Source organism: Thalassotalea montiporae (genome assembly GCF_053485855.1).
The window spans coordinates 831832-858207 of sequence record NZ_JBQRUO010000002.1 but is presented as its reverse complement, the minus strand read 5'-3'; the positions used below and the strand labels follow the sequence as shown (position 1 = coordinate 858207).

The window sequence follows — 26376 nt, the reverse complement described above, 5'->3', positions numbered from 1 at the left end:
TTATCTGCGTCCGTTTCGCGCTCTGTTTTGACCACCGTTGTGTGGCTTATGGCGACGGTGACGAGGCTTAGGCTTAGGTAGATCTGTTAGCAGCGCATCAGGATCGTACTTACTGACCGGCAGTGTATGACCAATATAGTTTTCGATGGCTGGCAGGTTGAAAACGTAATCTTCACAAGCAAAGCTTATAGCATGACCTGTCTCGCCCGCGCGCCCAGTACGACCAATGCGATGGACATAATCTTCAAAGTCGTCCGGCAAGTCGTAGTTAAATACATGCGTAACGGCCGGAATGTGCAAGCCACGAGCGGCGACATCGGTTGCCACTAAAATATCTAGGTGCCCTTTTGTGAACTGCTCTAGAATTTTCAGGCGTTTTTTCTGCATTACATCGCCAGTTAGCAGGCCAACGCGCACTTTGTCAGCATCAAGGTGGGCATAAATGCTGTCACACATGTGTTTGGTATTGGCGAAAATAATGGCTTTTTCTGGCCACTCTTCTTCAACAAGGGTTTGTAATAACGCCATTTTGTCATCGTTTGATGGATAGAAGAGCTCTTCGGTAATACGCGTATTTGTTTTTTGCTCAGGCGCAACTTCGACACTGACCGGATCGTTCATATGCTCAAACGCAAGCTCTTTCACGCGAAACGATAAAGTCGCCGAAAATAGCATATTCAAGCGCTTGGCGGCCGCTGGCATTTTGCGGAACATATAGCGAATGTCTTTAATAAACCCTAAATCGAACATGCGATCGGCTTCATCAAGGACAACAACTTCGATGTTGCTCAGCTGATATACGCCTTGTTTGAAGTAGTCAATTAATCGGCCACAAGTACCAATTAAAATATCTACCCCTTGCTCCAACTCTTGGCGTTGAGATTCATAACCTTCGCCCCCATATACCACACCAAGGCGTAATCCCGTGCTTTTGGCCATAGCTTTTGCATCGTTGTGAATTTGAATCGCTAATTCACGCGTTGGTGCCATGATTAAGGCGCGCGGCTGATTATGATCAACGTTGCCTTGTTGCAATAAGTGGTGAAAGGTTGCAGATAAAAATGCGATGGTTTTACCTTCGCCGGTTTGTGCTTGACCAGCGATATCTTTGCCTGCTAGCAAAACAGGTAACGATTTTGCTTGAATATTGGTGCAGTGCTCGAAGCCCATAGCTTCAAGGCCTGTAACAACTTGCGTAGCAAGCCCAAGGTCGGCAAACTTGGTTTCAGTTAAGTGTGTTTTTTTCATGCAGCAAGCTTAACAGGTTATCAGGCGTTAAAAAATGATTGATAACAGGAAAACGCGAAAAACAGGCCAACTTGGCGGCGCAAGTGAAACAAACGACCTAAATTGCACTTGGTATAATAAAAAACTCTATTGAATTATTCGCATAACTATATCAGCAAGGTATACTCTTGCTCGTATAACTTGCAAGGTATCTAGTAACGGAGAAAGAAATGAGCGATAAAATACTTCAGCTAACAGACGACAGCTTTGACGCTGATGTAATCAACGCATCAGGTTTAGTATTGGTTGATTTTTGGGCTGAATGGTGTGGTCCTTGTAAAATGATTGCCCCACTACTTGACGATATTGCGCAAGAGTATGACGGCCAGCTTACTGTTGGTAAATTAAACATTGACCAAAATGCCGGTACTCCACCTAAGTACGGTATTCGCGGTATCCCAACATTATTGTTATTTAAAGACGGTAACGTCGCTGACACTAAAGTAGGTGCATTATCAAAAACTCAGTTAAAAGAGTTTATTGACGCAAACCTATAAGTGATCAACGAAAAGCTCAGCCATTGCTGAGCTTTTTCTTTTGCGCTTGAAAAGCATTTGAATAATTAGAATAAACAAGGCGCTTACTTTACCTAGCAAGTTTTTAATGCTAACTTTAGCCCTGTAGTAACACATACCTAAACCCTATTCTTACGTCCAAGCACTGCCAGCAGGCAACACATAACAACATTTTATTGTTTAAGAACATCTACTATGAATCTTACTGAACTCAAACAGAAGTCTATCAGCGAATTGGTTGCTTTAGCCGAGTCGATGAAGCTTGATAATCTAGCTCGTAACCGTAAACAAGACATTATTTTCGCAATTCTAAAAGCGCATGCTAAAAGCGGTGAAGACATTTTCGGTAGCGGTGTGTTGGAAATTTTACAAGACGGTTTTGGCTTCTTGCGTTCAGCTGACTCTTCGTACCTTGCTGGCCCAGACGATATTTATGTATCACCAAGTCAAATTCGCCGTTTCAGCTTACGCACTGGTGATACGATTCAAGGTAAGATTCGTCCGCCAAAAGATGGCGAACGTTACTTTGCGCTGTTAAAAGTTAATGAAGTTAACTTTGATAAGCCAGAGAACTCACGTAACAAGATTTTATTTGAAAACTTAACGCCTGTTCACTGTGACTCACGTATGGTGATGGAACGCGGCAATGGTTCTACAGAAGATATTACTGCCCGTGTATTAGACCTAGCTTCACCAATTGGTAAAGGCCAACGTGGTTTGATTGTGGCACCACCAAAAGCGGGTAAAACGCTATTACTTCAGAACATTGCACAAAGCATTGCTCATAACCACCCTGAGTGTGAATTAATGGTATTGCTTATCGACGAGCGCCCAGAAGAAGTTACCGAAATGCAGCGCCTAGTAAAAGGTGAAGTGGTTGCCTCTACGTTCGACGAACCAGCTAGTCGTCACGTACAAGTGGCTGAAATGGTCATTGAAAAAGCGAAGCGCTTAACTGAGCACAAAAAAGATGTGGTTATCTTGCTCGACTCAATTACTCGTTTGGCACGTGCGTACAACACCGTAATTCCATCATCAGGTAAAATCCTAACGGGTGGTGTTGATGCCAATGCGTTGCACCGTCCTAAGCGTTTCTTTGGTGCTGCGCGTAACATCGAAGAAGGTGGCAGCTTAACCATTATTGCCACCGCGCTAGTGGATACTGGCTCGAAAATGGATGAAGTTATTTACGAAGAATTCAAAGGTACAGGTAATATGGAACTGCACCTATCTCGTAAAGTAGCTGAAAAACGTGTATTCCCAGCAATTCATTTCAATCGCAGTGGTACGCGCCGCGAAGAATTGCTTACTAAGCAAGATGAACTGCAAAAAATGTGGATTTTGCGCAAGATTGTCCACGAAATGGGCGAAATCGATGCCATGGAATTCCTTATCGATAAGTTGGCAATGACCAAAACCAACGATGAATTCTTCGACTCAATGAAACGTAAGTAGTACGATTCTTTGATTGAAAAACACCGGCTAAGCTGGTGTTTTTTGTTTTCAGGCTCGATAAAGCGCATAACGAAAGCACCAGTTGCTGACAACACAATCAATACTATTTAATGAAACACCGATCACAGTTGACACTGAAACTATTTACTCTACTGGCGAGCATGCTGCTAGCCTTTAAGGCGATAAGTGCTGAGCCAAAACTCGCTAAAATAGATGTGTTGGTTGAAGATGCCTACCCGTTGCAGTACATGCATCGCGGTAATTACCAAGGGCTAATGGCTGAGCAAGTTAAAAGTGTGCTACAAAAAGCCAACCTCGGTGAGTATCAGTTCAAGCTAATTCCTTGGCCAAGAGCGGTAGAGCAAGCTAAAACGGCTCCCAACACTCTGATTGTTGGCTTAGCGCGCACGCCCTCACGCGAGCAAGATTATCAGTGGGTAACGCCGGTAGTTAGCCTCGATTATAATTTTTACAGCACAGCGCAAGTGATGCAGAGTAAAGAGATAACCGAGCACAGCATTAAATCGATGCGAGTCGGTACTGTAATCAACTCTATGCTTGACCAACACTTAAGAGCGTCAGGCTTTACCCAAATACATGCTGTTCCATTTGCAGAGCAAAACTTTGATAAGTTAATGAATAACCGTATTGACGTTATTCCAGCGAGTTCAAGTCATTTTATGGAGTCTTGTGTGTTAACTCGGCATGACTGTCATCGTTTTGTGAAAGTGCTACCTGTTGATATTGAAACTAAGACACTGTGGCTTGCCGCCAGTCAAACAACACACAAAGAGTTGATTAAACGTCTGCGTGAAGCGGCGCAAGTTAAGCCGCCTTTACTTCCATAATTCCTCATTTCGATTAGTTGTTAAAAGTAGCTAGCTTGCATCAAAGACTAGGCTAATTATCAGGTTTAACTCTTTCGTAATATCCATCAAATACTAGCTCCCATGTTTTCCCGTTATCTTGGCTGGTATACCAACGCTGAACTACAACCTCTTCACTGAACCGCTGCCACGTAATTTTGTTCATCACTGGCGGGTTGTGTGGAACTATCAGCTCACCTGTTAAGGTCATTACATTACCTTTAAACTCACCATCGAGTTGCAGCAATAGGCCAGTATTATCAATCCAGGTTTGATGCCAACGTTTGGACAATTGATCATAAATATTGAGGCTCTTTCCTTCAAAGCCGGATGGTGTTTGGTATTCTTCTAAGATGCCGCAACCATTGTTAATCAAGGAAACTTTACTGTTACTGACCTCATCATTGGCACTGTTCGTTACTTGCCAGTGACCAATCCAGAAATCGAACTGTCGATGGCTTTTGTCGTCACAAGCGCTTGAAGCAAAAGCAGTTAATGCGATAAGCAAAATAATAACTTTACTGGTCATAATTGGTCTCAAGTTCGTAGTAGTCCAGTCTAACCTTAGCAGTATTACGTAAATTCACGTTAGGACATAGCGAGCGCTAGCGTCGCAAGTTATAATAGCAGCACTATTTTTGAGCAAAATATAATATGAAATACAGCGATTTACGCGACTTTATCAAGCAACTGGAAAAAATCGGTCAGCTAAAACGAATTAAGCAGCCTATTTCTACCGAGTTGGTAATGACAGAAATAAGTGACCGCACGCTTCGTGCCAAAGGTCCTGCTTTGTTGTTTGAAAACCCTATTGGCTTTGATATGCCAGTATTAACTAACCTTTTTGGTACTTCTGAGCGTGTTGCCTTGGCAATGGGGCAAGAAAATGTTGCCGCGTTGCGCGAAGTTGGTCAGCTACTGGCAACATTAAAAGAGCCTGAGCCACCAAAAGGCTTTAAAGACGCATTAGATAAGTTACCGCTGTACAAACAAGTACTGAACATGCCAACCAAAGTGGTGAAAAAAGCAGAGTGTCAGCAAATTGTGATGTCAGGTGACGAGGTCGATTTAACCAAGTTACCGATTCAACATTGTTGGCCTGGTGATGTTGCCCCGCTCATTACTTGGGGACTAACAATCACTCGAGGTCCACATAAAGAGCGCCAAAATTTAGGAATTTATCGCCAGCAGCTACTAGGTAAAAACAAGTTAATTATGCGCTGGTTATCACACCGCGGTGGGGCGATTGATTTTCAAGAATTTAAGAAGGTAAACCCAGGTGAGAACTACCCAGTATCGGTTGCCTTAGGTGCCGACCCCGCCACGATTCTTGGGGCTGTTACCCCAGTGCCTGATACCTTGTCTGAATATGCTTTTGCTGGCTTATTACGCGGCAGTAAAACGCAGGTGGTAAAAAGCATTAGTAATGACCTGCAAGTGCCAGCAACAGCAGAAATTGTGCTGGAAGGCTACATTGCGCCGAATGAAACAGCGCCAGAGGGCCCTTACGGTGATCATACTGGCTATTACAATGAAGTAGATGAATTCCCTGTATTTACCGTTACTCATGTAACGATGCGGGAAAATCCGATATATCACAGCACTTACACTGGCCGTCCGCCAGATGAGCCAGCCATTTTAGGTGTTGCATTAAACGAAGTGTTTGTGCCGATATTACGTAAGCAATTTCCTGAAATTGTTGATTTTTATTTACCACCTGAAGGTTGTTCTTATCGCTTGGCCGTGGTCACCATGAAGAAGCAATACCCAGGTCATGCCAAACGCGTCATGATGGGGGTGTGGTCTTTCTTGCGCCAATTTATGTACACCAAATTTGTCATCGTCTGCGATGATGATGTGAATGCGCGTGACTGGGAAGATGTGATTTGGGCAATTACTACGCGAATGGATCCCAGTCGTGATACCCTGTTAGTTGATAACACGCCAATCGACTATTTAGACTTTGCTTCGCCAGTGTCTGGCTTAGGTTCAAAAATGGGGATGGATGCCACCAACAAATGGCCAGGAGAGACTGACCGAGAATGGGGCGAGCCAATCGTCATGGATGAGGCAGTGAAGCAGCAGGTAGATGAAATATGGCAAGAATTGGCGATAGTCCCGAAAGCCTCCAAATAAAAGACATAAGAGAATTATTGTAGATGAATACCATTGAATGCCGGGTTGAACAGATCACCAACTTAACCCCGTATGTATACAAAGTGTTGCTCGCACCCAATGAAGCGGTGACGTTCAAGCCTGGCCAATATCTTAATTTAGTGATGGCAGAAGATGACAAGCGTGCATTTTCGATTGCCAGTGCACCTCACCAATCGCTAATTGAGTTACAAATCGGTGCTTTTGGTGAAGACAGCTATGCAATGCAAGCAATTGAAAAACTAAAGAACAGTGATTCAGTGACGATCGAAGCGCCAATGGGTAATGCGCATTTACGTGAAGAAAGCCAGCGTCCATTATTATTAATGGCTGGTGGTACAGGTTTTTCTTACATTAAATCGATGTTCGAGCACTTGGCTAAGCAAGGCACAGAGCGTCCACTATTGGTTTATTGGGGCTTACGCACGCAGGATGCATGTTATGAGCTAGAGCAAACGAAAGCCATGGTTGAATCATTACCTAACGCGCGTTTTATTCCTGTTGTTGAGCAGGCGGATGAGGCATGGCAAGGCCAAACAGGCTTAGTGCATCAAGCGGTTATGAAAGATATTGTTAGCCTTGAACCTTATGACATCTATTTGGCTGGCCGCTTTGATATGGTTGGTATAGTGCGCAATGATTTTGTTGAGCATGGCGCGAATATCGACCATATGTACGCTGATGCCTTTGCGTTTATTTAAGGTTAGGCAAAGTTAGGTAAGGCTAAGCGTTACATATTCCTAGGGAGCGACATCTAAGCTCTCTCCTCAAAAATACGGAGCTAACTTAAAAAGTTAAAGCTCCGCTTCTTCTACCATTTGCTCACTTGCCGTTTGGTCGTCTAGCACGACTCGGTTTCGGCCATTACCTTTTGCTTGATATAAACAAGCGTCAGCTACTTTTATCCAACATACGATATTGTCGGCAAAACTCGCTTTAGCGATCACTGCGCCAAAGCTTGCGCTGGTCGTAATGGCTTGACCTGAAGAGTCACTCAGTTGCAGTGCTGCTATCGCTGATCGCAAAGACTCAAGCTTCTGTGAGAGTGCCTCTGGTGAAATATAAGGAGCAACTATCACGAACTCTTCACCGCCAAAGCGAGCGACCAGATCGGTTTCGCGGCTAAACGTCCGGCTAATCACTTCAGCGACAGCAACCAGCACCTTATCACCTGTAATGTGACCATAGGTGTCGTTTAAGCGTTTGAAATGATCTAAATCCAGCATGACAACAGACAGGTTATCGCCACTGCGCTGAGCAGCTTTTTGAATTTGCTCAAAGCGGCTGTCTAGATAATGGCGGTTATACACTTTTGTTAAGCTGTCTATATTGGCTCTTGCTTTGAGTTTTTGGTTCGCTTCGTTAAGTTCTTTGGTTCGCTCTTGAACCTTAGACTCTAACTGCTGCTGATACTCTTTTACCGAACGTTTGTCCGATTTAAGCTCATTGTAGAGCTGATCAATTTCAGTCGCTGCTACTTGGTAAAGCGGCGCAAATTCGGTAATGGTTTTATTGTCGTATTTATTGACTTGCTTGATGATAAATCGCAGTGGGCGTGTGATGCGATTACCGATGCGATGCGCAAGAACCGTCGTTAACAGCAAGGTGAATATTAAAGCGAAGAAGATCACTAGGTATTCGCGCTCAATTTCTTTAACAGTAACGTCGTAGTCAATCAGCGTATAAATTTTCCAATTCATGGTTGCTGTGGTCATGGCGTAAGCAAACTGCTTATCCGGCAAACTTTCAATAATCAGTCGGTCTTGGATGGAGGTGTCGACCACGCGCTCCGTATCAAACAGATAGAGAGGCTCTAAGTTGAATGAGGGGTGGGCATAAATAATATTGTCGTGCTGATCGGTGACCACTACTTTTATTGCTTCTGACCCTAACTTTGCATCCGTAACTTTGCCAATAAAACTAAGGTCAACAGAGCCTTCAACAATACCTTTTGGCTGATTGGGGGCTGCACTATCAAAAATAGGGGTACTGATTGCCACGATAGTGTCATTACCAAAGCCTCGACCTTTAAACACGGGCGAAATATAGAGCGATTGGGTCAACATCGCTTGCTGAAAGTAGTCGCGATCTGCAACATTAAGTTTGGCGTCTACCGACAGCAATTTGCTTGGGCTCGCGTGGATTATATTGGCGTTGTGATCAGTTACTAGCATGGTAAGAAAGCCCGTATAACTCTGATGCACTTGCTCTAGCGATTGCTGCCATTGGTTGGCTGGGATTGCACTCAGCCAGTTAGCGGCTAAGGCTATCGCACTTTGTTGATTTTTCATTGAAATATCAATGATTTCAGCAAATTTTCTCGATCTGTCTTCTAAAGTTGTTTCAACAACTTCTTGTGCTCCAAGGATTAAATCACGACTGATAAAAAGCGTTGTTGCCGACAAACCTAAGGTGGTTACCAGAACAATGGCATAGTTCAGTTGGTGTCTTAGCTTTTTCTTTAGTGGCGGTTGTTGTGACCAGTTGGCGTTTAGCTGGTCGCTCAGCAAAAAGCCAAGTAAGCAGCCTATTGTTGTGTACAGTGCCGCGTTAAACCCTTGCTTTAGTGAAATAAATAACCAGTACACTGTACCTTGTTCTAATTTCAGCCAGACCAGAAAGCCTGTTAACGGCATACCAATGAGGCACCAATAGCCAATATTGGCGAATAAAACGTAGAACCCCTTAGTGCGTAAATACGAGATTGTTAGGGCTTCAAGGCCAAAGGTTAAAAAGGCAAATGGGTGACCCCAAGTAAAATAAAGCGGTGTTGCCGTTAATAAGGCTGTCAGCAGTGCCCATTGCGGCTTGAGACACATGGCAGCCACTATAATCATAGTGTTGCCAAAAATTAACTCTACTTCCGGTAGAAACGGAAATGGGAAACAGTTAATTAATGCTCCTATAAGACCCAGTACCATTGCCACCGCAATCGGGTGAAACTGGTTTGGCTGGGCATTGCCTGATGGAGTCGACGTAGGTACTGCTGTCATATGATTACAAGCTTATCAATAGCTCCGCGGCCTGCTGATATTTACCCTGCTCACTTAAAGCGCGTGCATATCCTTTGGCATCAAGGGAAGTGATTGGCTCGGCGCTTGAAGCGATACTGTGAAATGCCCGCTCTGCCAATGGCCATTGTTTGTCGCTCAGTGCAAAGTGGCCTAAACAACTTAACCAAAAATGATTGTGTTGGTCTTTTTGCAAGTGTTGCTGCGTTGCCTTAATCACCTCGCTTGGCGCGGCAAGCGGGGTGGTTTTTAATTTATTGATAAGGTAAGTGTTTTTACCTTTCTTAATCACTGGCAATAGCAACTGGTTTAATTGTTCGGTTAATTGGTGCTTGGCTAATACTTGGCAGTAAGCAGCAATAATATCGTTATCTTGCTTAAGTTTACGCGCTAGGCGTTGCCAGTATTGATCGAGTGTTTGGGCACTTTTATCATGCACTAGCTGCTCAAACTGTCCCAAATAAGCCGCTTGTTGCCAGCCACTGATTTGCTCATTGCTGATCGCTTTTTGTTTTTTCGCCTTGGCAATAAAATCAATCGCATGCTCGAAACGTTGTTCGGCAATACTCAGGGTTATTTCATGAGCGAGTAGCCGGTGATCATGGCCAATATGCGTGTGATAGTTATCAAGCATCTCACGCGCTTTTTGCCATTGTTTGTTTGCCATCAAAATGTCTATCTGCACCAAAATACTTTCAATGCCATGCTCTTTTACATTCTGCCCTTGATGATCTGCTAATTGCAGGTAGCGTTCGGCATTTACACTATCGTTTTGCTGATGGGCAGCTTTGGCGGCAACTAAGTAGGCTGTCAGTGGTGAGTGGCTTTTATCAGCGCTGCTTGCTAGTAGTTTTTCTGCTTGTTGGTGGTTGCCCAGCAAATACTCGGCAATACCTTTGCGATAGTCACGCTCGCTGCGACGCTTGTTGGCAAAAGCGAATTTGTGCCAAGTGCCTGTACTTAGCTTAACGCCACCTTTTAATACCTTCAGTGTAAACAGCAAGATAATAAATAATACGACTAGGAAAAAGGTGGCAGTAACGACAGTCGACTCTATCGTGAGATCACCCAAGGCAATTAAAATGTAGCCTTTTTCACCAATCAGTAATGGGCTTACCGCAATTGCCGCAAGCACAAATAAGGTCATCAGAATTAGCTTGATCATAAAATAGCTCCAGCTGAGTCTTGCTCATTATCTGCTTTGCGCTTTTCATTTTCATCGTTGTCTGCGGGTGAAGTATCATTTTGCACGTCACCCGGCGCGTCACTTGGTACATTGCTTCGTGCGCTGCTTTGAACCAAGCGGCTGATGGCAGTATAAGATTCAAGCTTTCTCGGTAAGCTCAGGCTAATGACTTGATTATTCATTGCTGTCACAGTGTCGATAAACCCTGTTACCTCAGGTGAATCAGTATCAAAGTACTCACTTAACCATGCATTCACCTTAACTAGCGATTCTTGGTATAGCGCTTTTTTATGCTGGCTAGCGGCCCATTGGGCAAGTTGTAGCTTAAGTATTAAGTTTTGGCGCAAAATGTTTTGTTGCTCAGGACTAAGCAATGCTTCAACGTTGCTTGCACGGCGTTTAACCGTAAAGAAGTAATTCGCTATTTTCTGCCATGTCTTGGCAAGGTTTTCTTTATAGTCGGCAATGTCATCAGACAACTCTAGATCGGGCTCTGCTTCCCTTGGCGTTGGTAAATGTGCCATCGCAATTGGTAAGCGATTAACTTGCTCGGCTAAACCCATCAAGGTGAGAATAACGTCATCAGTTGCTAATTCTGGTAGTAAGTTCAATGCCGCAATATCTTGGCTAATCAGCTTGCGCACAGGCAAGAACTCTGGGTTCTTAGTTGCTTTTAACTTGTCATCCGCTTCGTTAAGTAAGCGAGTTGCCAATTGGGCATCTTGCTCTAACCACAGTGAACGACTAGCTACGCGGATCAGGTATTCTGCCTCTTTTAGCTGCCACGGCGTATTTTTCGTTTGTTGTAAACTTAAAGTCAGCGCTTTTAGCTGCGCGAGCTCTTGCTGTACTGGTGATATTGCTGGTGCAACCGCTTGTTCTGCCAATTGTGGAATTTGTGCGAGTGTGCTTTGTTGTTGGCTTGCTAAGGCTTGTTTTAAGCTTTGTTCAACGCTGGTATTTTGTTGTTGCTGGTTTTGAGTCAGCTCGCTAAGCATTAACTTTTGCTGTTCTTGTAGCCAAAAGTATCCACCACCGATAGTCGCGAATGCGCCAACCGACAATATTAAAGCCAACAAGCCGACTTTCGAAATAGCGTTATCTGCTTGCGGTGCACGAGGCTGTGATTGAGTGGACGTAGGCGCTTTTTTCGGAGCAACTTTTGTTGCACTGGCTGATGACTCAACCTTAGATGACTTTGCGTTGTTATCAGCCGACTCCGGCGTTGTGTTAGTTGTCATTTATAGATTCCAATTGGTTCAGCGTGGTGATGATGGCTTGATCACTTGCGCCGTGAGTACAAATCACGTGCTTAAGCCCATATTCTCTTGCGAGTTGTGCAATACGCGTGCTGGCAACAAACCATAAACAGGTGTTTTGCCAAAAATTATTATTATGCTCAGAATGAGTTCCATTTTGGGTTAATTGCCAAGTGCTTTCAAGTAATGCCTGACTGGTCACAATAATGCCTGTTACCCCTTGGCTGCGCCACTGCTGGGCTTGATGCGGATCAAACTCGTGCCACTGGCGATAGTAACTTTCGAAATAGCGAACATTTGCACCGCGTATAACCAGTTCATTTGCCAGTAGCTCCCGACCGCCATTGCCGCGCACAATAAGAATATTTTTGTTGGTTACTTGGCTTAATTCAGGCAGTGCCAGCATTCCTTCACTGTCATGCTGAGGTGGACAAATAGCTTGCTTGATACCCAGTTGATGCAAAGCGGTAAGGGTTACGCTACCAACGGCGACATTAATGGCTGTGGTGGCAGTTGGCCAAGCACTAAGGGGAAGTATTTTATTCGCCCATTCGACTGCAGCTTTGCTAACAAAAATAATAATGCTGGGCTGGTGCGTATTAAGTACTTGGCTTAGTTGACTTTGATTGCCTGCGGCTGAATATGCAAACATAGGTTGGCAAAGGGTTTGATAGCCAGCTAAGTTAAGTTGGCTAGCTAATTGTTGAGCTTGTGGCTCAGGGCGAGTAATCAGCAATTTTGGCTTGCTTGAACTACTCGCCTGAAGGTGCGATTTATTGACTTTGTTAGTCGCCATAAACTTGCTGAAGAATGCGCTTAGCACCTAAGCCTAATAGCGTATCGGCAAGTTTTTGACCGATTTGCTCAGCATGCTCAACGCTACCAGTAATTTCGCTTTCGATAATTTCGCTACCGTCAACTGAGCCAACTAAACCACGTAAGTACAGTTCGTCGTCTTCAATAGTAGCGTAGCTGCCGATTGGCACTTGGCAACCGCCTTCTAGTGCACGGTTCATAGCGCGCTCGGCCAGTACTCGAACACGAGTTTCTTGGCATTCTAGCGGTGCTAACAATTGCTTGATGGTTTCATCATCGGTACGGCACTCAATACCGACAGCACCTTGACCATTCGCCGGTAACATTTGCTCTGGTTCAATGTAGGCTTTAATGCGCTCTGGCATTTCCAAACGAATAAGGCCTGCCGAGGCAAGGATAATCGCGTCGTACTCGCCGTCATCAAGCTTTTTCAAGCGCGTATTCACGTTGCCGCGTAAATCGCGAATATCTAGATCGGGACGCTGCGATTTTAGCTGGCACTGACGACGCAAACTTGAGGTGCCAACAATGGCACCCTCTGGTAACTCGTCAATGCTGGCGTAAGTGTTTGAAACAAAAGCGTCGCGCGGGTCTTCACGAGGGCAAATAACTTCCAGCCCTAAACCTTCTGGAAAATCGACAGGTACGTCTTTCATCGAATGCACGGCAATATCTGCGCGCCCTTCTAGCATGGCAACTTCTAGCTCTTTAACGAACAAGCCTTTACCGCCCACTTTAGCCAGTGGTGTGTCAAGAATTATATCGCCTTTGGTTGTCATAGGGACAAGTTCAACGGTGATATCTTGATGAAAGTGCTCTAATTGAGCTTTTACGTATTCCGCTTGCCATAGGGCTAAAGCGCTTTTGCGAGTCGCGATTCTTACTGTGGTCATGATGATCTCTTACGGCTGAGTGCTAGGAACTAGCGCTTATGGTTGTGCTAACGTAATGTCAGCTTCTGCTTGTTTGGCAACGGCGGCAGACAAAAACTGCCAAAATTCATCGCCAGCACGTTTGTCACGCCATTGGTCGTTTTCTAACACAAAATGGTGACCATTAAACTTAGTGGCAACCCAAATTTCGTGCAGTGGCGCTTGCTTATTGATGATAATTTTACTGCCGTTCTTAAATGCCAAGGTTAGCATGCCACCAACACCTTCGTAGTCGATGTCTGTACCACAGTCTTCAATGGCTTCTTCTACCGCGAGTAATAACTCGTCAGCAATGAAATTGTATTGGCTATCGTTCATTTATCAGATCCAAGAGTGATAACACTTGTATTTGTAGATGTGCATGTGCGTATAATACCAGTCACATGCCGTAATACCAGCGTATTACCTTAATTTTTGCCTGCTAACTTATTAAAAAATGAAAACAAAACTTAACCGAATTTGTGCCTGCTTTTTTGTACTTTGTCTGCTTGCTGGTTGTGGCTTAAAAGCGCCACTTTATCAAACGCCAGAGCAGCCTGAGCAAGAACAGCCAGTATCGGATGCAGGAGAAAACTAGTGGATTATTTTAACTATCAAGGTGACTCCTTGTATGCAGAAGCGTGCGCTGTTACTGAGCTAGCAAAACAATATCAAACGCCGCTTTATGTCTACTCGCGTGCGACAATCGAACGTCACTGGCATGCCTTTGATCAAGCGGCAGGTGAACTCCCTCACCTGGTATGTTATGCGGTGAAGGCGAATAGCAACTTAGCGGTGTTGAACGTGATGGCGCGTTTAGGCTCAGGTTTTGACATTGTTTCTAAGGGCGAATTAGCCCGCGTGATAGCTGCTGGTGGTGACCCTGCCAAAGTAGTTTTCTCTGGAGTAGGTAAAACCTCTGACGAAATCGCTTATGCCCTATCCCACGGTATTTACTGTTTTAATATTGAATCTGCTGCTGAGCTAGAGCGCATCAATCACGTTGCAGGTAAGGCGGGCAAAAAGGCGCCTGTGTCATTTCGCGTTAATCCAGATGTTGATGCGGGCACACACCCTTATATTTCCACAGGCTTAAAAGAAAATAAGTTTGGTATTAGCATTGAAGAAGCCCCCGCGCTTTATCAACACGCAGCGACGCTTGCCAATATCGACATTAAAGGGGTTGATTGTCATATCGGCTCACAGCTAACCGAAGTACAGCCGTTTCTGGACGCACTCGATCGCGTATTAGTGTTGGTTGATACTCTTGCCGAACAAGGCATTAAGCTTTCTCATATCGATGTTGGGGGCGGCCTAGGCGTGTGTTATAACGACGAACAACCACCGCACCCTAATGAATACGCGAAAGCAATTGCTGAGAAAACTGCCGACCGCAACATTACCCTGATTTACGAGCCGGGCCGCGCCATAATGGCTAATGCTGGTATTTTGGTGACCGAAGTTGAGTTCTTAAAAACCAATCAAGATAAGCACTTTGCCATAGTTGATGCTGCGATGAATGACTTGCTACGACCATCACTTTATCAAGCGTGGCAGAATATTATTCCTGTTGAGCAGCGCCAAGATGAGCCGAGCATCAATTACGATATTGTTGGGCCAATTTGTGAAACGGGTGATTTTCTCGGTAAAGACCGCGAATTAGCCATTAAAGCCGGTGATTTACTGGCGGTGCGCTCGGCTGGTGCTTATGGCTTTACCATGAGCTCTAATTACAACAGCCGTCCACGTGTCGCTGAAGTTATGGTTGATGGCGACACCAGTACCTTAGTGCGAGAGCGCGAAACAATTGAGCAACTGTGGCAGGGTGAGCACCTTTTACCTTAGTCGTCAGCATCATCAACGACTAACAACAGCTAATAAGAAGTAAAGAAAGACACTAAATATGCTGGTTAATTTTTCAAAAATGCACGGCTTGGGCAATGACTTTATGGTCATTGATAATGTTACCCAGAACGTATACTTGCCGAATGATCAAATAAAAAAACTGGCAAACCGCAATTTTGGCGTTGGCTTTGACCAACTCTTGGTTGTTGAACCCCCTTATGACCCAGATTTAGATTTTCACTACCGAATTTTCAACGCTGATGGCAGTGAAGTTGGCCAATGTGGCAATGGTGCTCGCTGTTTCGCTCGTTTCGTGCGCAGCAAAGGGCTTACTAACCGCAATAAGATTCGCGTTTCAACTTCTTCTGGCAAAATGACGCTTTACGTTGAGCGTGATGGCAATGTCTCAGTGAATATGCCAACACCTCAATTTGAACCTGCGCAAATTCCCTTTAAAGCGCAAAAGGTTGAAGGCACTTACATTATGCGCACCGAACATGATACTGTGCTGTGTGGCGCTGTTTCTATGGGCAATCCACACTGCGTGCTGACCGTTGACGATATTAACACTGCGCCAGTAGAAACCTTAGGCCGAGAGTTATCCACCCACGAGCGATTCCCAAAAGAAGTCAATGTTGGCTTTATGCAGGTGGTTTCACCTGACTTTATTAAATTACGCGTTTTTGAGCGTGGTGCTGGTGAAACATTAGCCTGTGGCAGCGGCGCATGTGCGGCTGTGGTGATTGGTCAAACACAGAAAAAATTGAATAAACAAGTTACTGTTGAATTGCCTGGCGGTAAACTACGGATATTTTGGAAGGGTCCAGGCCACCCGGTGAAAATGTCTGGCCCGGCTGCTCATGTTTTTGATGGTCAAATACATATATGAATGAACAAAACCCGTTACACGCCGACGATTTGCCGTTAACAGACGATCTCGTTGTGCGTTACCTTGAAGATAATCCTGAGTTTTTTAGCCGCAACTCATCATTGATTACGTCTTTGCGTTTGCAAGACCCACATCGTGGCACAGTCTCACTAGTTGAGCGTCAACAAACCCAACTAAGACAAAAAATTCAGGGGCTTGAGGAAGAAATTACTCAGTTAATGTCGGTTGCTAACAATAATGAGCAACTGTTTCGCTTGTACAGCGATTTGTATTTGCAGTTAATTGATAGCAAAAATGTTACACAATTATTAGATGTTCTTGCACGTGCAACCTTAGAGCTGCTTTCTCTGTCAGGATTAAAATTATGGTTAACGCCTAGTTTTATCGCTAACCATGCAACGCCAGCACACGACAGCGTGATCGTAAACGATTGCCAGTCGGTCATAGAAACGCGCTTAGCAAACGAAGATTATTATTTTGGTCGATTGCAGCAAAGTGAACTACAACAAATATTTGGTCACGGATTTGCGGGCTCAGTGGTGCTAATTAAGCTCGAGCATGCTGGTCAAGATATCGGGTTTTTAGCGATTAGCTCGCAAGATGCCGATCACTTTGATCCGCGTATGGATACCTTATTGCTTAGCCAATTCCAAAAGCTAGTGGCTAAACTGTTATTTCAACATCTTGAACAATAACATCTGCCATTTCTAAGCCTTGCGCTATAACTTAGCGTAAGGTTTGACAGAATATTAAATGATTGGCAAAGGTGTCAGCACTTGAAATTTTACCGTACGTTAAAGCCCATCAAGGCTATCAGCTTTGATTTAGACGACACGCTCTATAGCAACCGTCCTGTAATGGTTGCGACCGAGCGTGCGATGCCCGGCTACTTTCAACAATTATTGTCACCGCTATTAGCTGGCAAAACAGTTACTTTTGATCGCCATTTTTGGCAACCACATCGCACCGCCGCAATTGAGCAAAACCCTGCAATAAGGCACGATGTTACGGCATTGCGTTTAGCCACCTACCAACTTGGTATTGCAAGTTTGGGAGCGGAGAAGGCACAAGCCAAATCACTCGCAGAACAAGCCATGGCACACTTTTTAGCAACTCGTAGCGATTTTTCGGTGCCAACTAGCAGCATTGAGCTGTTACAACAGCTTAGAGAACATGTGCCTGTTGTGGCCATCAGCAACGGTAATGTTGATACCCAAGCTATTGGGCTAAAAGACCAGTTTGACCATATTTACCACGCTGGCAATGGTCTAAAAATGAAGCCAGCTGGCGACTTATTTGAACAAGCGGCACAAGATTTAGCGATTGCTTGCGAGCATATACTACATGTTGGCGATTGTGGCCGTGCAGATATTCTTGGTGCGCTACGCGCAGGTTGCCAAGCTGCTTGGTTGTCTTGCTATGATGTTGGCAAACCATTGAAAGTTTTACCCCATATTGAGCTAAGCGATGTGACTGAATTAGCAGGTTTAGCCCCCCACTTGAGTTCCTAATTTGAGTTTCTATTTTGAGTTTCTAAGTAATGGACGTTTCTGATCTATTAGACGGTTTAAATGACAAGCAGCGCGAAGCCGTCGCTGCCCCCTTACAAAATATGCTTGTGCTGGCAGGCGCAGGCAGTGGCAAAACACGTGTTTTAGTGCAACGTATCGCTTGGTTAATGCGTATTGAGCAAGCGTCGCCACATAGTATTTTGGCGGTAACCTTTACCAACAAAGCCGCCTCAGAAATGCGCGCCCGTGTTGAGCAAACCACTGGCGGTAATGTGTTTGGTATGTGGCTAGGGACTTTCCATGGCCTAGCTCACCGCTTGTTGCGCATGCACTTTCAAGAAGCCAACTTGCCGCAGAGCTTCCAAGTGTTAGATTCTGATGACCAATTGCGCTTAGTCAAGCGCACTATTCGAGCGCTCAACCTAGACGAGAAAAAATGGCCAGCCAAGCAAGCGGTTTGGTATATCAACGGCAAAAAAGATGAGGGGTTAAGACCTAAACACCTTGATGCCCAGTTTGATCCGACCGAGCAAACCTTTATTAATATTTACCAAAGTTACCAAGATGCATGTGACCGTGCTGGCTTAGTTGATTTTGCTGAGCTCTTGTTGCGTGCGCATGAGTTATGGCTTGAGCACCCTGCGTTACTTAATCACTACCAGCAGCGCTTTCAGCACATTTTGGTTGACGAATTCCAAGACACTAACGCGATTCAATATGCCTGGCTGACCATGCTTGGCAAAGATAAAAGCAATGTCATGATTGTTGGCGACGATGATCAGTCAATTTACGGTTGGCGTGGTGCAAAAATTGAGAATATTCAGCGCTTCCTTGATGATTACCCGAAAGCAGAAACGATTCGTTTAGAACAAAACTATCGCTCTACCGCTAACATTCTAAATGCATCAAACAAGTTAATTGCCAACAACAATAACCGCCTTGGTAAAGAGTTGTGGACGCAAGACACGGCTGGCGAAAAAATCTCGATTTATACGGCCTTCAATGAGATCGACGAAGCTCGCTTTATCGCTGGCCGAATCAATACTTGGCGTGAAGAAAATGGCTCGCTTGATGATGTCGCCATTTTATATCGCAGTAATGCGCAATCACGCTTACTTGAAGAAGCCTTACTGCAAGCACAGCTGCCCTACCGCATTTATGGTGGTTTACGCTTCTTCGAGCGCCAAGAAATTAAAGATGCGCTCGCTTATATGCGCCTAATTAATAATCGTGACGATGACGCTGCGTTCGAGCGCATTATCAACACGCCAACACGAGGCATTGGCAACCAAAGCCTAGCGCTGATTCGCGATGCTGCAAAATCCATGGAAGTTACTTTGTGGCGAGCGTGTCAAAATATGCTGGCCGAACAAAGTATTAAAGGCCGCGCTGCAAACGCCATTACGAACTTTATTAACCTGATTGATCAGCTTGAAGATGACTCGGCGGCATTAGATTTAGATCAACAAGTGAACTTTGTTATCGGTCATAGCGGTCTTAAAGCTATGTACCAAGCAGAAAAAGGCGAACGAGCGCAAGCACGCATTGAAAACTTAAACGAATTAGTAACGGCTTGCCAAACCTTTGTGCAAGAACCAGAACTGGAAGAAGAACAAACTAAGTTAACGGCTTTTCTTACTCATGCCTCGCTTGAAGCAGGTGAGTCGCAAGCAGATGAATACGAGCCGGCGGTGCAATTAATGACGATGCACTCGGCGAAAGGTTTGGAGTTTCCGCTGGTCTTTATTGCTGGTTTAGAGGAAGGTATGTTCCCTTCTCAACAGTCGCAAGAAGATATTAGTCGTTTAGAAGAAGAGCGACGCCTATGTTACGTTGGCATGACAAGGGCAATGCACAAGCTATACTTATGTCATGCTGAAAGTCGGCGCTTATATGGTCAAGAAAAATACCATAAGCCGAGTCGTTTTTTACGCGAGTTACCACAAGAGTGTGTAGAAGAGATACGCTTGCAAAGTCAGGTTTCACGACCAGCTTCAAGCGGCAGGTTTTCTGCGACCTTAACCACGGAATCTTTTGATAATACAGGGTTTAGCCTTGGGCAACGAGTGATGCATCAAAAGTTTGGTGAAGGTGTGGTACTTAATTATGAAGGAGCGGGTGCTCAAAGCCGTATTCAGGTTAATTTTGAGCAAGTGGGTATCAAATGGTTAGTTGTTTCGTACGCTAACTTAACATCAATTAACTAGCTCGGTTCATATGAGTAGGAGTAACGAGAGATAATGGCTGATCGTTTATTAGTTGTAGAAGATAGTAAGCCAATTGCTAGGGTTATATGTCAGCTGGCTGAATCATTGGGATTTGAAACAGTTGTCGCGAGTACCTTGGCAGAAGTTGAAACTTTATTGCATGGTGATACTAAGTTTTTTGCTGCCACCGTTGACTATGCCTTGCCAGATGCATCTGATGGTGAAGCCATCCCTTGTGTCTTGTCACATGGCGTACAAGCGGTTGTGATGACCGGGAAAATGGATGATATCACCCGTCAGAAAATCTTAGCGCAAGCCGTTGTTGATTATATTCCGAAAGAAAATAGCCAAGCGTTTTTATATTTAAAACGTATTTTGCATGGCCAACAAGTGAACCATGAAAATGGTATTTTGGTGGTTGATGATAGCCTAGCAACTCGCAATCATGTTGTTGAATTGTTAATGCGCAGAAACTTTACCGTTTATGTCGCCAGCGACGGTGTTAAAGCACTGGAAGTGCTTGATCAGCACCCTGATATTAAGATGGTGATCACCGACTTAGAAATGCCGAATATGGATGGTATTGAGCTTACCAATGAATTACGGAAACGCTACTCACGCGATCGTATGTCGGTTATTGGTATTTCAGGAGCCAGCAATGGTATTCATTCTGCTCGATTTATCAAAAATGGTGCTGATGACTTCTTGCGTAAGCCATTTTGCCCAGAAGAGTTTTACTGTCGAATTACGCAAAATATTGAAAGTTTAAACAATATTAAACAAATTCAACGTGCAGCCAATACTGACTACTTAACTGACCTACCTAACCGTCGCGCCTTTATTCAGGTTGCGCAAAATAAGTTGCCTAAATACGCCGAACAAGGAGTGACCTACGGGTTAGCAATGTTAGACATTGATTACTTCAAAAAAATCAATGATAACTATGGTCACGATGCCGGTGACAATGTGCTGAAAATGGTTGCCTTGTATATGCGTAAACATTTGCCAAGAGCGATGTTGGCACGTTTAGGTGGTGAAGAGTTTGCAGTGTTGATGGAAGGTGTAGATGAAGACCAATTATTCACGCGCCTAGATGATTTGCGCCGAGAACTTTCAGTAGCGCAACTGCCCTACGAAGACCAACAAATATCACTTACTATCAGTATTGGTGTGGTGTTCAATGGTACAGGCTCATTAGCAAGCCAAATGAATGCGGCCGATCAGGCCTTGTACAATGCTAAAGAAAATGGCCGTAACCAAGTAGTGATTAGCGGCCAAGAAGACTAGTAACTTTGTGCGGGACGCTGTAGCTAGGCTGGCAAGGTATTACTTGCCAGCTGATAGTAGTTCTTCGGTAGAGCAAGAAAGTGCTCAATTTCAGCTTTTTCGCTGACATCAAATATCTGAAAGTCGTTTTGAGAAGGCGTTGTTGCCTGGCAAAACCTATTCAAGACTTCATAAAACATTCCGAATTTTTCAAACACGACAATGGCGGTTTTAGCTGGGCGGCTAACCACTTGCGGGTCGTTCATAACCGCTGCTGTATCAATCAAAATTTGGTGATCGCCGGTAATGCGTTTTAATTGGCTAAAGTCATATAACCCATTCAAGCCTGCATAATAACGCTCATCTTCCATTAAATTACCGTAATGGACGACAATGTCTTTGTAGTCGATATTACGTGCAACTTTCACTGTGAATATATTGTTTGGCGGGTCGATCTGATAGCGGATTTTTTCAAAGACAAGTAACTGTTCCATAGTGCAAATTCCCTGTTAAATACCTTGTTTAGTATAGCTCAGCCTGAGAATTTGCAATGTTACTTGTCTATTGGTTACTTTGGTTTTTCTTTTGTTTTTTAAATGCTCTGCCAATTAGCCTGATACAGCTTTACTGGCCTTTCGCGCGCGCAGAGAGTCTGCGCTGTAAACCAGCAGTGCGAGCCAGATACAGGCAAAGGTTGCAAGCTTGGCCGGTTCTAACGTTTCTTGATAATAAAATGTCGCGAGCATAAACATAATGCTAGGGCCGATATACTGGAAAAATCCTAGGCTTGCTAACGTTAAACGCTTAGCTGCTGCGGTAAAGCAAAGTAGTGGTGCTGTGGTGACAATACCGGCTAACACTAACATAGTGTTTAGCGTCCAAGCATTATTTGCCATATTGCTGGTGTCACTGCTGACAAAAAATAGCCAACCTAAGAGCGCAACAGGCAATAGTAATAGCGATTCAATCAGTAAGCCAACAAACGAATCAACATGTAGCTTTTTACGCACTAAACCATAAATGCCAAAAGTTGCTGCTAACACCAGTGAAATCACAGGGATAGTACCGAGTACGGCGACTTGAATCAGTACGCCAACTATCGCTAGCGCCACTGCCACACCCTGCCACTTGCGCAACCGTTCACCAAGGAAAATCATACCTAACGCGACATTAAAAATAGGATTGATGTAGTAACCTAAACTGGCATCTAAAAGGTGATCGTTATTCACTGCCCAAATGAAGATATACCAATTACTGCCCAGCAATGTTGCCGTAACTGCAAGGCTAGCGACGACTTTTTTGTTGGTGATAGTATTGATAAAAGGCTGCCATTTGCGAATAACTACAACGATGACCAACAATAACAGCGTTGACCAGACGACGCGGTGGATCAATATCTCAGTCGCTCCAACGGCTGTTAGCGCCTTAAAGTACATTGGTGCTAAGCCCCACATAAAGTATGCCGCTAGCGCATTGATTATTCCGCTATTAGTTTGAGCTGAAGCTGATGAGTTGGGCATGAAGAAGACCTAGTCGCTATTTTAAGGGCGCGAATTCTATCACAGGTTCGCGCATTCATAGCAAGGTTATAATTAACCTCAGCTCGTGATAACTAATGCACTTCTAGCGGCTATTTTCACTGCTATCTTTGTTGAATTCACTTGCAATAGACGAGCTATTGACGCGTAAATTCGCCTTAATATCAGTAAAAATCTCACTAGAAGAAACCTTTAGGTGTAAGTGCATGAATATAAATATTTCACTATTTATTATCCCGAGCTAAGGTTAATTAGGTTTCAACCAACCATATAGGTGCCAGTACCAAAGGCAATATGGTCGTTCTTTTCGTTGTGTAGCTCCATTCGGGCTACAGCCACTTTACTACCACTGCGAATAATGTGTGCGGAAGCAACAAAGTGCTCGCCTCGGCCGGGGCGTAAAAAGTCGGTACGTAAATCTATGGTGCCGAGCTTGCTGAGGTTTTCCTGAATCACCTGTGCTGAAGCCTCTTCCATGTTGGCGATAATGCTGGCGGCAGCAACAACACCGCCGGCCAAATCTAGTGCAGCGGCCGTTACTCCACCGTGAAGTATTTTCTGCATAGGATTGCCAATGAGTTTGTCGTGCCAATGAAAGCTAATTTCAGAGCGGGTATCGTCAAAGCGAGAAATTTCAAAACCCAGTAACTGGTTAAATGGCATGTTGGCATTCCATAGCTCAGCAACTTTTTGAAAGCGTTGTTCTTTATTCATATTGTGCGCCTTAGCTCCTTTGATGATCTGGTCTGATGTGCTGACAAGGTAACCTCAGCCTAGCAGCTTTTTTTGTATTTTTTAAACTCCACACTAGGGATTCACATGCGCTTGGGCTAAAATGCTTGCGATTTTTAACCAGCTGGAAAACCGTTGACTCCCTCTGCAATTGCCCCGCAAGCTTCACTTCTCGATTCGCTCAAGCATCATTTTGGATACACCTCATTTCGCGATGGGCAGGCAGATGTTATTGAGCAAGTGATGAGTGGCCGAGATTGCTTAGTCTTAATGCCAACAGGCGGCGGTAAGTCCATGTGTTATCAGTTGCCTGCCACCTTGTTTGACGGCATCACTATTGTGGTTTCGCCACTGATCTCATTGATGAAAGATCAGGTCGACGGTCTCACTAGACAGGGCATTAGCGCCGCATTTGTTAACTCTTCGCAGAGCCAAGCTGAGGTTAACGATATTTTTCAGCGCTTGGCAGCAGGGCAAATTCGTCTACTTTATGTGGCTCCTGAGCGGTTAACTCAGCACTACTTTTTGCAAGGTATTGCTAGCCTACCCATTCGTTTATTTGCCATTGACGAAGCACATTGTATTTCTCAGTGGGGGCATGATTTTCGTCGCGCATATACCCAGCTAGGCTGTTTAAAACGCCATTTTCCACATATTCCCGTGATGGCCTTAACCGCCACTGCTGATGTCACTACGCGCAAAGATATTCTTGAGCAACTAGGCTTGCACAACCCTTATGTTCACCTAGACAGCTTTGATCGCCCGAACATTCGTTTTACGCTTGCGGAAAAGTACAACGGTCAAAAGCAAATTCTGTCGTACATAAAGCAGCGTAAAGACGATGCCGGTATTATCTATTGCAGTAGTCGCTGGCAAGTGGAAAAGCTCAGTAAATTTTTGGGTGAATCAGGGATTAATTGTGCTGCCTACCACGCAGGGTTAGAAACTGAAATTCGCGCTTACGTGCAAGATGGTTTTACCAAAGACAATATTCAAATTGTAGTCGCCACAGTCGCCTTTGGCTTGGGTATTAACAAGCCAAATGTGCGTTATGTCGTGCATTTTGAGCCGCCTCGTACGATAGAGTCGTACTACCAAGAAATTGGTCGTGCTGGTCGCGATGGTTTGCCCGCAGAGGCACTGTTCTTGTGCGATGAGCAAGATATTAGTCGCATGAAAAAACGCATTGCTGAGCATGAAGATGAACAACGTGCAAAAGTAGAGATGCAACGTTTTCAGGCGATGACTGATTTTGTTGATGCGCAAACTTGTCGCCGACAAGTGGTACTCAATTACTTTGCTGAATTTACTAAAACACGCTGTGGTAACTGTGATATTTGCTTGGATCCACCCAGCGAATTTGATGCCACAGAAGTAGCGCAAAAAGTATTGTCTTGTGTCTATCGCATTGAGCAAAAAGGCGATGTGCAATACGTAGTGACGGTACTACGTGGTCAAGTAACGCCGCTTATTCAAAAACATGGTCACGAAAAAGTATCAACCTTTGGTCTTGGCAAAGACAAAACGCCCAGCTACTGGTTTTCGGTGATTCGCCAACTGATTCATTTAGGCTATTTACAGCAAGATATTGCTCAGCATTCGGCACTGAAGTTAACTGAAGCTGCCCGCTCAATCTTAACGGCGCAAGAAACCTTAATGCTCGCTTCACCACGCTTACAACGTGCTAGCTACTGGCAGCAAAACACGGCCACCAAGCAATACGATCGCAAGCTATTTGGCAAATTGCGCTCGTTGCGCAAAGAAATTGCCGATGCCGAAGATGTCGCCCCGTTTATCGTGTTTAACGATGCAACATTGGCGGAATTAGCACGTATTCAGCCTCGTTCACAAGCACAAATGTTGTCGGTCAGTGGTATTGGTGATACTAAGCTGGCGAGATATGGTGAGCCATTCTTGTCATTGATAAACGCCCACCTGGGTGGCTAATACCCTCTATTTAATTCTGTATAGCGGGTAGCGCGAGTTATTGGCTTACAAGTCTCGTCCTAAACGTTTCTCAATTTCACGCTTTTCCCAATCGGCATCAAAAAAGTTGAATAACTCGAACGTAGCGACAGCATGGCTGGCAAGGCCAATACCCCACCCCATCATTACCCACAGTACCCAGAAATAGCCCGGCGTAATAAACCAATTTACGGCCAATAATACGATGTTAACGATGATGTAGGTGGCCAAGTGCCCATAGAAAGCTTTGAGCCCTTGCACGTATTCCATTGCCCGTTGTTCTTCAATCGTCACCTGAAGTTGAGAAGAACGATCTAGCCCTGATGAATGTTCTGATGATATTTGATTGCTGGTCATGTCTGCCTCCGGTTGCAGTGATGTAATATCAATTTCAAAAACAGCTGCCAGCGATTTAAGTGATTCGAGCCCCGCTTTTTGGCCACGCTCAATACGCTGAATCGTGCGAACACTAATACCAGACACTTGTGATAAATGTTCTTGTGACCAACCACGTTGTAGGCGTAACTTCTTTATTAGCATGTAAATCTTCCTTTGCAGCTTATACCAATTTCAATAAATACTTGATCATTTTGGCTGGTTAAAACGCCCATAAACTGCGTTATTATTTTTGAAATTAGAACAACTAGTTACCAAAAAATCGTGCCTTGTTTATGAACCTTTTTCCTACGCCACAATTGATCAACTAATTAATTCAATTGGTATTATTTGGCAATACTTGTTAAATATTGCAGTCGTTAGCAATCATCTTTGTTGTGGCTTATAAACACCACGTCATAGAGGCGACATTTAGGTGACAACCTTTGAAAATCATAGACTTAGTTAAGTGATGTTGGCAAGTAGGCTGGACAAAATCTACAAGCTTATCGACTATTTTCCCAATATATAGCGGGCTAATTTCAATAATTGATGAAAATGGTCTATACCTTTGATGAACGGACAAAA

At 44.4% G+C, this 26376-nt stretch carries 25 protein-coding genes; 13 read left to right on the top strand and 12 right to left on the bottom strand.

Annotation, left to right across the window (positions count from 1 at the left end):
• Positions 1–1248, bottom strand: a complete 1248-nt coding sequence (rhlB, locus tag ACSLUR_RS10215; RefSeq protein ID WP_448554186.1) for an ATP-dependent RNA helicase RhlB — start codon at positions 1246–1248, stop codon at positions 1–3.
• A 209-nt stretch (positions 1249–1457) separates the two neighbouring features.
• On the opposite strand from rhlB, the gene trxA reads away from it, so the two are divergent.
• The 3 genes from trxA (at position 1458) to ACSLUR_RS10200 (ending at position 4105) form a co-directional block, all read left to right on the top strand.
• Positions 1458–1784 (top strand): thioredoxin TrxA, encoded by a 327-nt coding sequence (gene trxA / locus ACSLUR_RS10210; RefSeq protein ID WP_116002181.1) that lies wholly within the window; start codon positions 1458–1460, stop codon positions 1782–1784.
• Positions 1785–1997: 213 nt separating this feature from the next.
• Positions 1998–3257 carry a transcription termination factor Rho gene (gene rho, locus ACSLUR_RS10205; protein WP_116002180.1) on the top strand — a complete coding sequence of 420 codons (1260 nt, stop codon included), beginning with the start codon at positions 1998–2000 and terminating at the stop codon, positions 3255–3257.
• 110 nt (positions 3258–3367) lie between these two features.
• Positions 3368–4105 carry a substrate-binding periplasmic protein gene (locus ACSLUR_RS10200; RefSeq protein ID WP_448554183.1) on the top strand — a complete coding sequence of 246 codons (738 nt, stop codon included), beginning with the start codon at positions 3368–3370 and terminating at the stop codon, positions 4103–4105.
• 52 nt (positions 4106–4157) lie between these two features.
• Here ACSLUR_RS10200 and ACSLUR_RS10195 read toward each other — a convergent pair whose 3' ends face one another.
• On the bottom strand, positions 4158–4652 hold the full coding sequence (locus ACSLUR_RS10195; RefSeq protein WP_448554181.1) for a hypothetical protein: 495 nt from the start codon (positions 4650–4652) through the stop codon (positions 4158–4160).
• 125 nt (positions 4653–4777) lie between these two features.
• On the opposite strand from ACSLUR_RS10195, the gene ubiD reads away from it, so the two are divergent.
• Together ubiD and fre are read left to right on the top strand one after the other, a co-directional pair.
• A complete protein-coding gene (gene ubiD / locus ACSLUR_RS10190) occupies positions 4778–6259 on the top strand; it encodes a 4-hydroxy-3-polyprenylbenzoate decarboxylase (protein ID WP_448554179.1) in 1482 nt (493 codons plus the stop codon).
• Positions 6260–6282: 23 nt separating this feature from the next.
• On the top strand, positions 6283–6978 hold the full coding sequence (gene fre, locus ACSLUR_RS10185; protein WP_116002176.1) for an NAD(P)H-flavin reductase: 696 nt from the start codon (positions 6283–6285) through the stop codon (positions 6976–6978).
• A 93-nt stretch (positions 6979–7071) separates the two neighbouring features.
• On the opposite strand, the gene ACSLUR_RS10180 is transcribed toward fre, so the two are convergent.
• Genes ACSLUR_RS10180 through cyaY form a run of 6 tightly spaced genes read right to left on the bottom strand, consistent with a single transcriptional unit; the run spans position 7072 to position 13799 of the window.
• The gene (locus ACSLUR_RS10180; RefSeq protein WP_448554177.1) at positions 7072–9270 is read right to left on the bottom strand and encodes a sensor domain-containing diguanylate cyclase; all 2199 of its coding nucleotides are present in this window, start codon (positions 9268–9270) and stop codon (positions 7072–7074) included.
• Positions 9271–9274: 4 nt separating this feature from the next.
• Complete coding sequence (locus ACSLUR_RS10175) at positions 9275–10453, bottom strand: heme biosynthesis HemY N-terminal domain-containing protein (RefSeq protein WP_448554175.1); 1179 nt, start codon at positions 10451–10453, stop codon at positions 9275–9277.
• The gene (locus ACSLUR_RS10170; RefSeq protein ID WP_448554173.1) at positions 10450–11715 is read right to left on the bottom strand and encodes a uroporphyrinogen-III C-methyltransferase; all 1266 of its coding nucleotides are present in this window, start codon (positions 11713–11715) and stop codon (positions 10450–10452) included. Before ACSLUR_RS10170 ends, ACSLUR_RS10175 begins: the two co-directional genes overlap by 4 nt.
• Positions 11705–12529 carry a uroporphyrinogen-III synthase gene (locus ACSLUR_RS10165; protein WP_448554171.1) on the bottom strand — a complete coding sequence of 275 codons (825 nt, stop codon included), beginning with the start codon at positions 12527–12529 and terminating at the stop codon, positions 11705–11707. Before ACSLUR_RS10165 ends, ACSLUR_RS10170 begins: the two co-directional genes overlap by 11 nt.
• The gene (hemC, locus tag ACSLUR_RS10160) at positions 12519–13442 is read right to left on the bottom strand and encodes a hydroxymethylbilane synthase (protein ID WP_448554169.1); all 924 of its coding nucleotides are present in this window, start codon (positions 13440–13442) and stop codon (positions 12519–12521) included. The genes ACSLUR_RS10165 and hemC overlap by 11 nt, the downstream gene beginning before the upstream one ends.
• Positions 13443–13478: 36 nt before the next feature.
• Positions 13479–13799 carry an iron donor protein CyaY gene (gene cyaY, locus ACSLUR_RS10155; RefSeq protein ID WP_116016137.1) on the bottom strand — a complete coding sequence of 107 codons (321 nt, stop codon included), beginning with the start codon at positions 13797–13799 and terminating at the stop codon, positions 13479–13481.
• A gap of 118 nt (positions 13800–13917) precedes the next feature.
• Between cyaY and lptM the strand changes: the two genes are divergently transcribed.
• From lptM to ACSLUR_RS10120, 7 genes are all read left to right on the top strand, one after another.
• Positions 13918–14058 carry an LPS translocon maturation chaperone LptM gene (lptM, locus tag ACSLUR_RS10150; protein WP_147301995.1) on the top strand — a complete coding sequence of 47 codons (141 nt, stop codon included), beginning with the start codon at positions 13918–13920 and terminating at the stop codon, positions 14056–14058.
• Positions 14058–15305 (top strand): diaminopimelate decarboxylase, encoded by a 1248-nt coding sequence (lysA, locus tag ACSLUR_RS10145; RefSeq protein ID WP_448554166.1) that lies wholly within the window; start codon positions 14058–14060, stop codon positions 15303–15305. The genes lptM and lysA overlap by 1 nt, the downstream gene beginning before the upstream one ends.
• A 58-nt stretch (positions 15306–15363) precedes the next feature.
• A complete protein-coding gene (gene dapF, locus ACSLUR_RS10140) occupies positions 15364–16194 on the top strand; it encodes a diaminopimelate epimerase (RefSeq protein WP_448554164.1) in 831 nt (276 codons plus the stop codon).
• A complete protein-coding gene (locus ACSLUR_RS10135; protein ID WP_448554162.1) occupies positions 16191–16889 on the top strand; it encodes a DUF484 family protein in 699 nt (232 codons plus the stop codon). The genes dapF and ACSLUR_RS10135 overlap by 4 nt, the downstream gene beginning before the upstream one ends.
• An 81-nt stretch (positions 16890–16970) precedes the next feature.
• Positions 16971–17705, top strand: coding sequence for an HAD-IA family hydrolase (locus ACSLUR_RS10130; RefSeq protein WP_448554160.1), 735 nt, complete (start codon positions 16971–16973; stop codon positions 17703–17705).
• A gap of 29 nt (positions 17706–17734) precedes the next feature.
• Complete coding sequence (gene uvrD, locus ACSLUR_RS10125; RefSeq protein ID WP_448554158.1) at positions 17735–19912, top strand: DNA helicase II; 2178 nt, start codon at positions 17735–17737, stop codon at positions 19910–19912.
• Positions 19913–19945: 33 nt separating this feature from the next.
• Entirely contained in the window at positions 19946–21199 is a 1254-nt protein-coding gene (locus ACSLUR_RS10120) for a diguanylate cyclase (protein ID WP_448554156.1), read from the top strand.
• 23 nt (positions 21200–21222) lie between these two features.
• Here ACSLUR_RS10120 and ACSLUR_RS10115 read toward each other — a convergent pair whose 3' ends face one another.
• The 3 genes from ACSLUR_RS10115 to ACSLUR_RS10105 form a co-directional block, all read right to left on the bottom strand.
• The gene (locus ACSLUR_RS10115) at positions 21223–21672 is read right to left on the bottom strand and encodes a hypothetical protein (RefSeq protein ID WP_448554154.1); all 450 of its coding nucleotides are present in this window, start codon (positions 21670–21672) and stop codon (positions 21223–21225) included.
• 114 nt (positions 21673–21786) lie between these two features.
• A complete protein-coding gene (gene rarD, locus ACSLUR_RS10110) occupies positions 21787–22698 on the bottom strand; it encodes an EamA family transporter RarD (RefSeq protein ID WP_448554152.1) in 912 nt (303 codons plus the stop codon).
• Positions 22699–22974: 276 nt separating this feature from the next.
• Positions 22975–23430, bottom strand: coding sequence for a thioesterase family protein (locus tag ACSLUR_RS10105; protein WP_448554150.1), 456 nt, complete (start codon positions 23428–23430; stop codon positions 22975–22977).
• A gap of 153 nt (positions 23431–23583) precedes the next feature.
• Here ACSLUR_RS10105 and recQ point away from each other — a divergent pair, with 153 nt between their 5' ends.
• Positions 23584–25395: a DNA helicase RecQ gene (gene recQ / locus ACSLUR_RS10100; RefSeq protein WP_448554148.1), complete on the top strand. Its 1812-nt coding sequence runs from the start codon at positions 23584–23586 to the stop codon at positions 25393–25395.
• Positions 25396–25440: 45 nt separating this feature from the next.
• Here the strand turns inward: recQ and ACSLUR_RS10095 are convergent, their stop codons facing one another.
• On the bottom strand, positions 25441–25953 hold the full coding sequence (locus ACSLUR_RS10095; protein ID WP_448554146.1) for a 2TM domain-containing protein: 513 nt from the start codon (positions 25951–25953) through the stop codon (positions 25441–25443).
• Between the last annotated feature and the right edge of the window lie 423 nt (positions 25954–26376).

Excerpts from the sequence above, each read along its gene's own strand:
- rhlB (WP_448554186.1), bottom strand. The coding sequence starts at position 1,248 with ATGAAAAAAACACACTTAACTGAAACCAAGTTTGCCGACCTTGGGCTT.
- trxA (WP_116002181.1), top strand. The coding sequence starts at position 1,458 with ATGAGCGATAAAATACTTCAGCTAACAGACGACAGCTTTGACGCTGAT.
- rho (WP_116002180.1), top strand. The coding sequence starts at position 1,998 with ATGAATCTTACTGAACTCAAACAGAAGTCTATCAGCGAATTGGTTGCT.
- ACSLUR_RS10200 (WP_448554183.1), top strand. The coding sequence starts at position 3,368 with ATGAAACACCGATCACAGTTGACACTGAAACTATTTACTCTACTGGCG.
- ACSLUR_RS10195 (WP_448554181.1), bottom strand. The coding sequence starts at position 4,652 with ATGACCAGTAAAGTTATTATTTTGCTTATCGCATTAACTGCTTTTGCT.
- ubiD (WP_448554179.1), top strand. The coding sequence starts at position 4,778 with ATGAAATACAGCGATTTACGCGACTTTATCAAGCAACTGGAAAAAATC.
- fre (WP_116002176.1), top strand. The coding sequence starts at position 6,283 with ATGAATACCATTGAATGCCGGGTTGAACAGATCACCAACTTAACCCCG.
- ACSLUR_RS10180 (WP_448554177.1), bottom strand. The coding sequence starts at position 9,270 with ATGACAGCAGTACCTACGTCGACTCCATCAGGCAATGCCCAGCCAAAC.
- ACSLUR_RS10175 (WP_448554175.1), bottom strand. The coding sequence starts at position 10,453 with ATGATCAAGCTAATTCTGATGACCTTATTTGTGCTTGCGGCAATTGCG.
- ACSLUR_RS10170 (WP_448554173.1), bottom strand. The coding sequence starts at position 11,715 with ATGACAACTAACACAACGCCGGAGTCGGCTGATAACAACGCAAAGTCA.
- ACSLUR_RS10165 (WP_448554171.1), bottom strand. The coding sequence starts at position 12,529 with ATGGCGACTAACAAAGTCAATAAATCGCACCTTCAGGCGAGTAGTTCA.
- hemC (WP_448554169.1), bottom strand. The coding sequence starts at position 13,442 with ATGACCACAGTAAGAATCGCGACTCGCAAAAGCGCTTTAGCCCTATGG.
- cyaY (WP_116016137.1), bottom strand. The coding sequence starts at position 13,799 with ATGAACGATAGCCAATACAATTTCATTGCTGACGAGTTATTACTCGCG.
- lptM (WP_147301995.1), top strand. The coding sequence starts at position 13,918 with ATGAAAACAAAACTTAACCGAATTTGTGCCTGCTTTTTTGTACTTTGT.
- dapF (WP_448554164.1), top strand. The coding sequence starts at position 15,364 with ATGCTGGTTAATTTTTCAAAAATGCACGGCTTGGGCAATGACTTTATG.
- ACSLUR_RS10135 (WP_448554162.1), top strand. The coding sequence starts at position 16,191 with ATGAATGAACAAAACCCGTTACACGCCGACGATTTGCCGTTAACAGAC.
- uvrD (WP_448554158.1), top strand. The coding sequence starts at position 17,735 with ATGGACGTTTCTGATCTATTAGACGGTTTAAATGACAAGCAGCGCGAA.
- ACSLUR_RS10120 (WP_448554156.1), top strand. The coding sequence starts at position 19,946 with ATGGCTGATCGTTTATTAGTTGTAGAAGATAGTAAGCCAATTGCTAGG.
- ACSLUR_RS10115 (WP_448554154.1), bottom strand. The coding sequence starts at position 21,672 with ATGGAACAGTTACTTGTCTTTGAAAAAATCCGCTATCAGATCGACCCG.
- rarD (WP_448554152.1), bottom strand. The coding sequence starts at position 22,698 with ATGCCCAACTCATCAGCTTCAGCTCAAACTAATAGCGGAATAATCAAT.
- ACSLUR_RS10105 (WP_448554150.1), bottom strand. The coding sequence starts at position 23,430 with ATGAATAAAGAACAACGCTTTCAAAAAGTTGCTGAGCTATGGAATGCC.
- ACSLUR_RS10095 (WP_448554146.1), bottom strand. The coding sequence starts at position 25,953 with ATGCTAATAAAGAAGTTACGCCTACAACGTGGTTGGTCACAAGAACAT.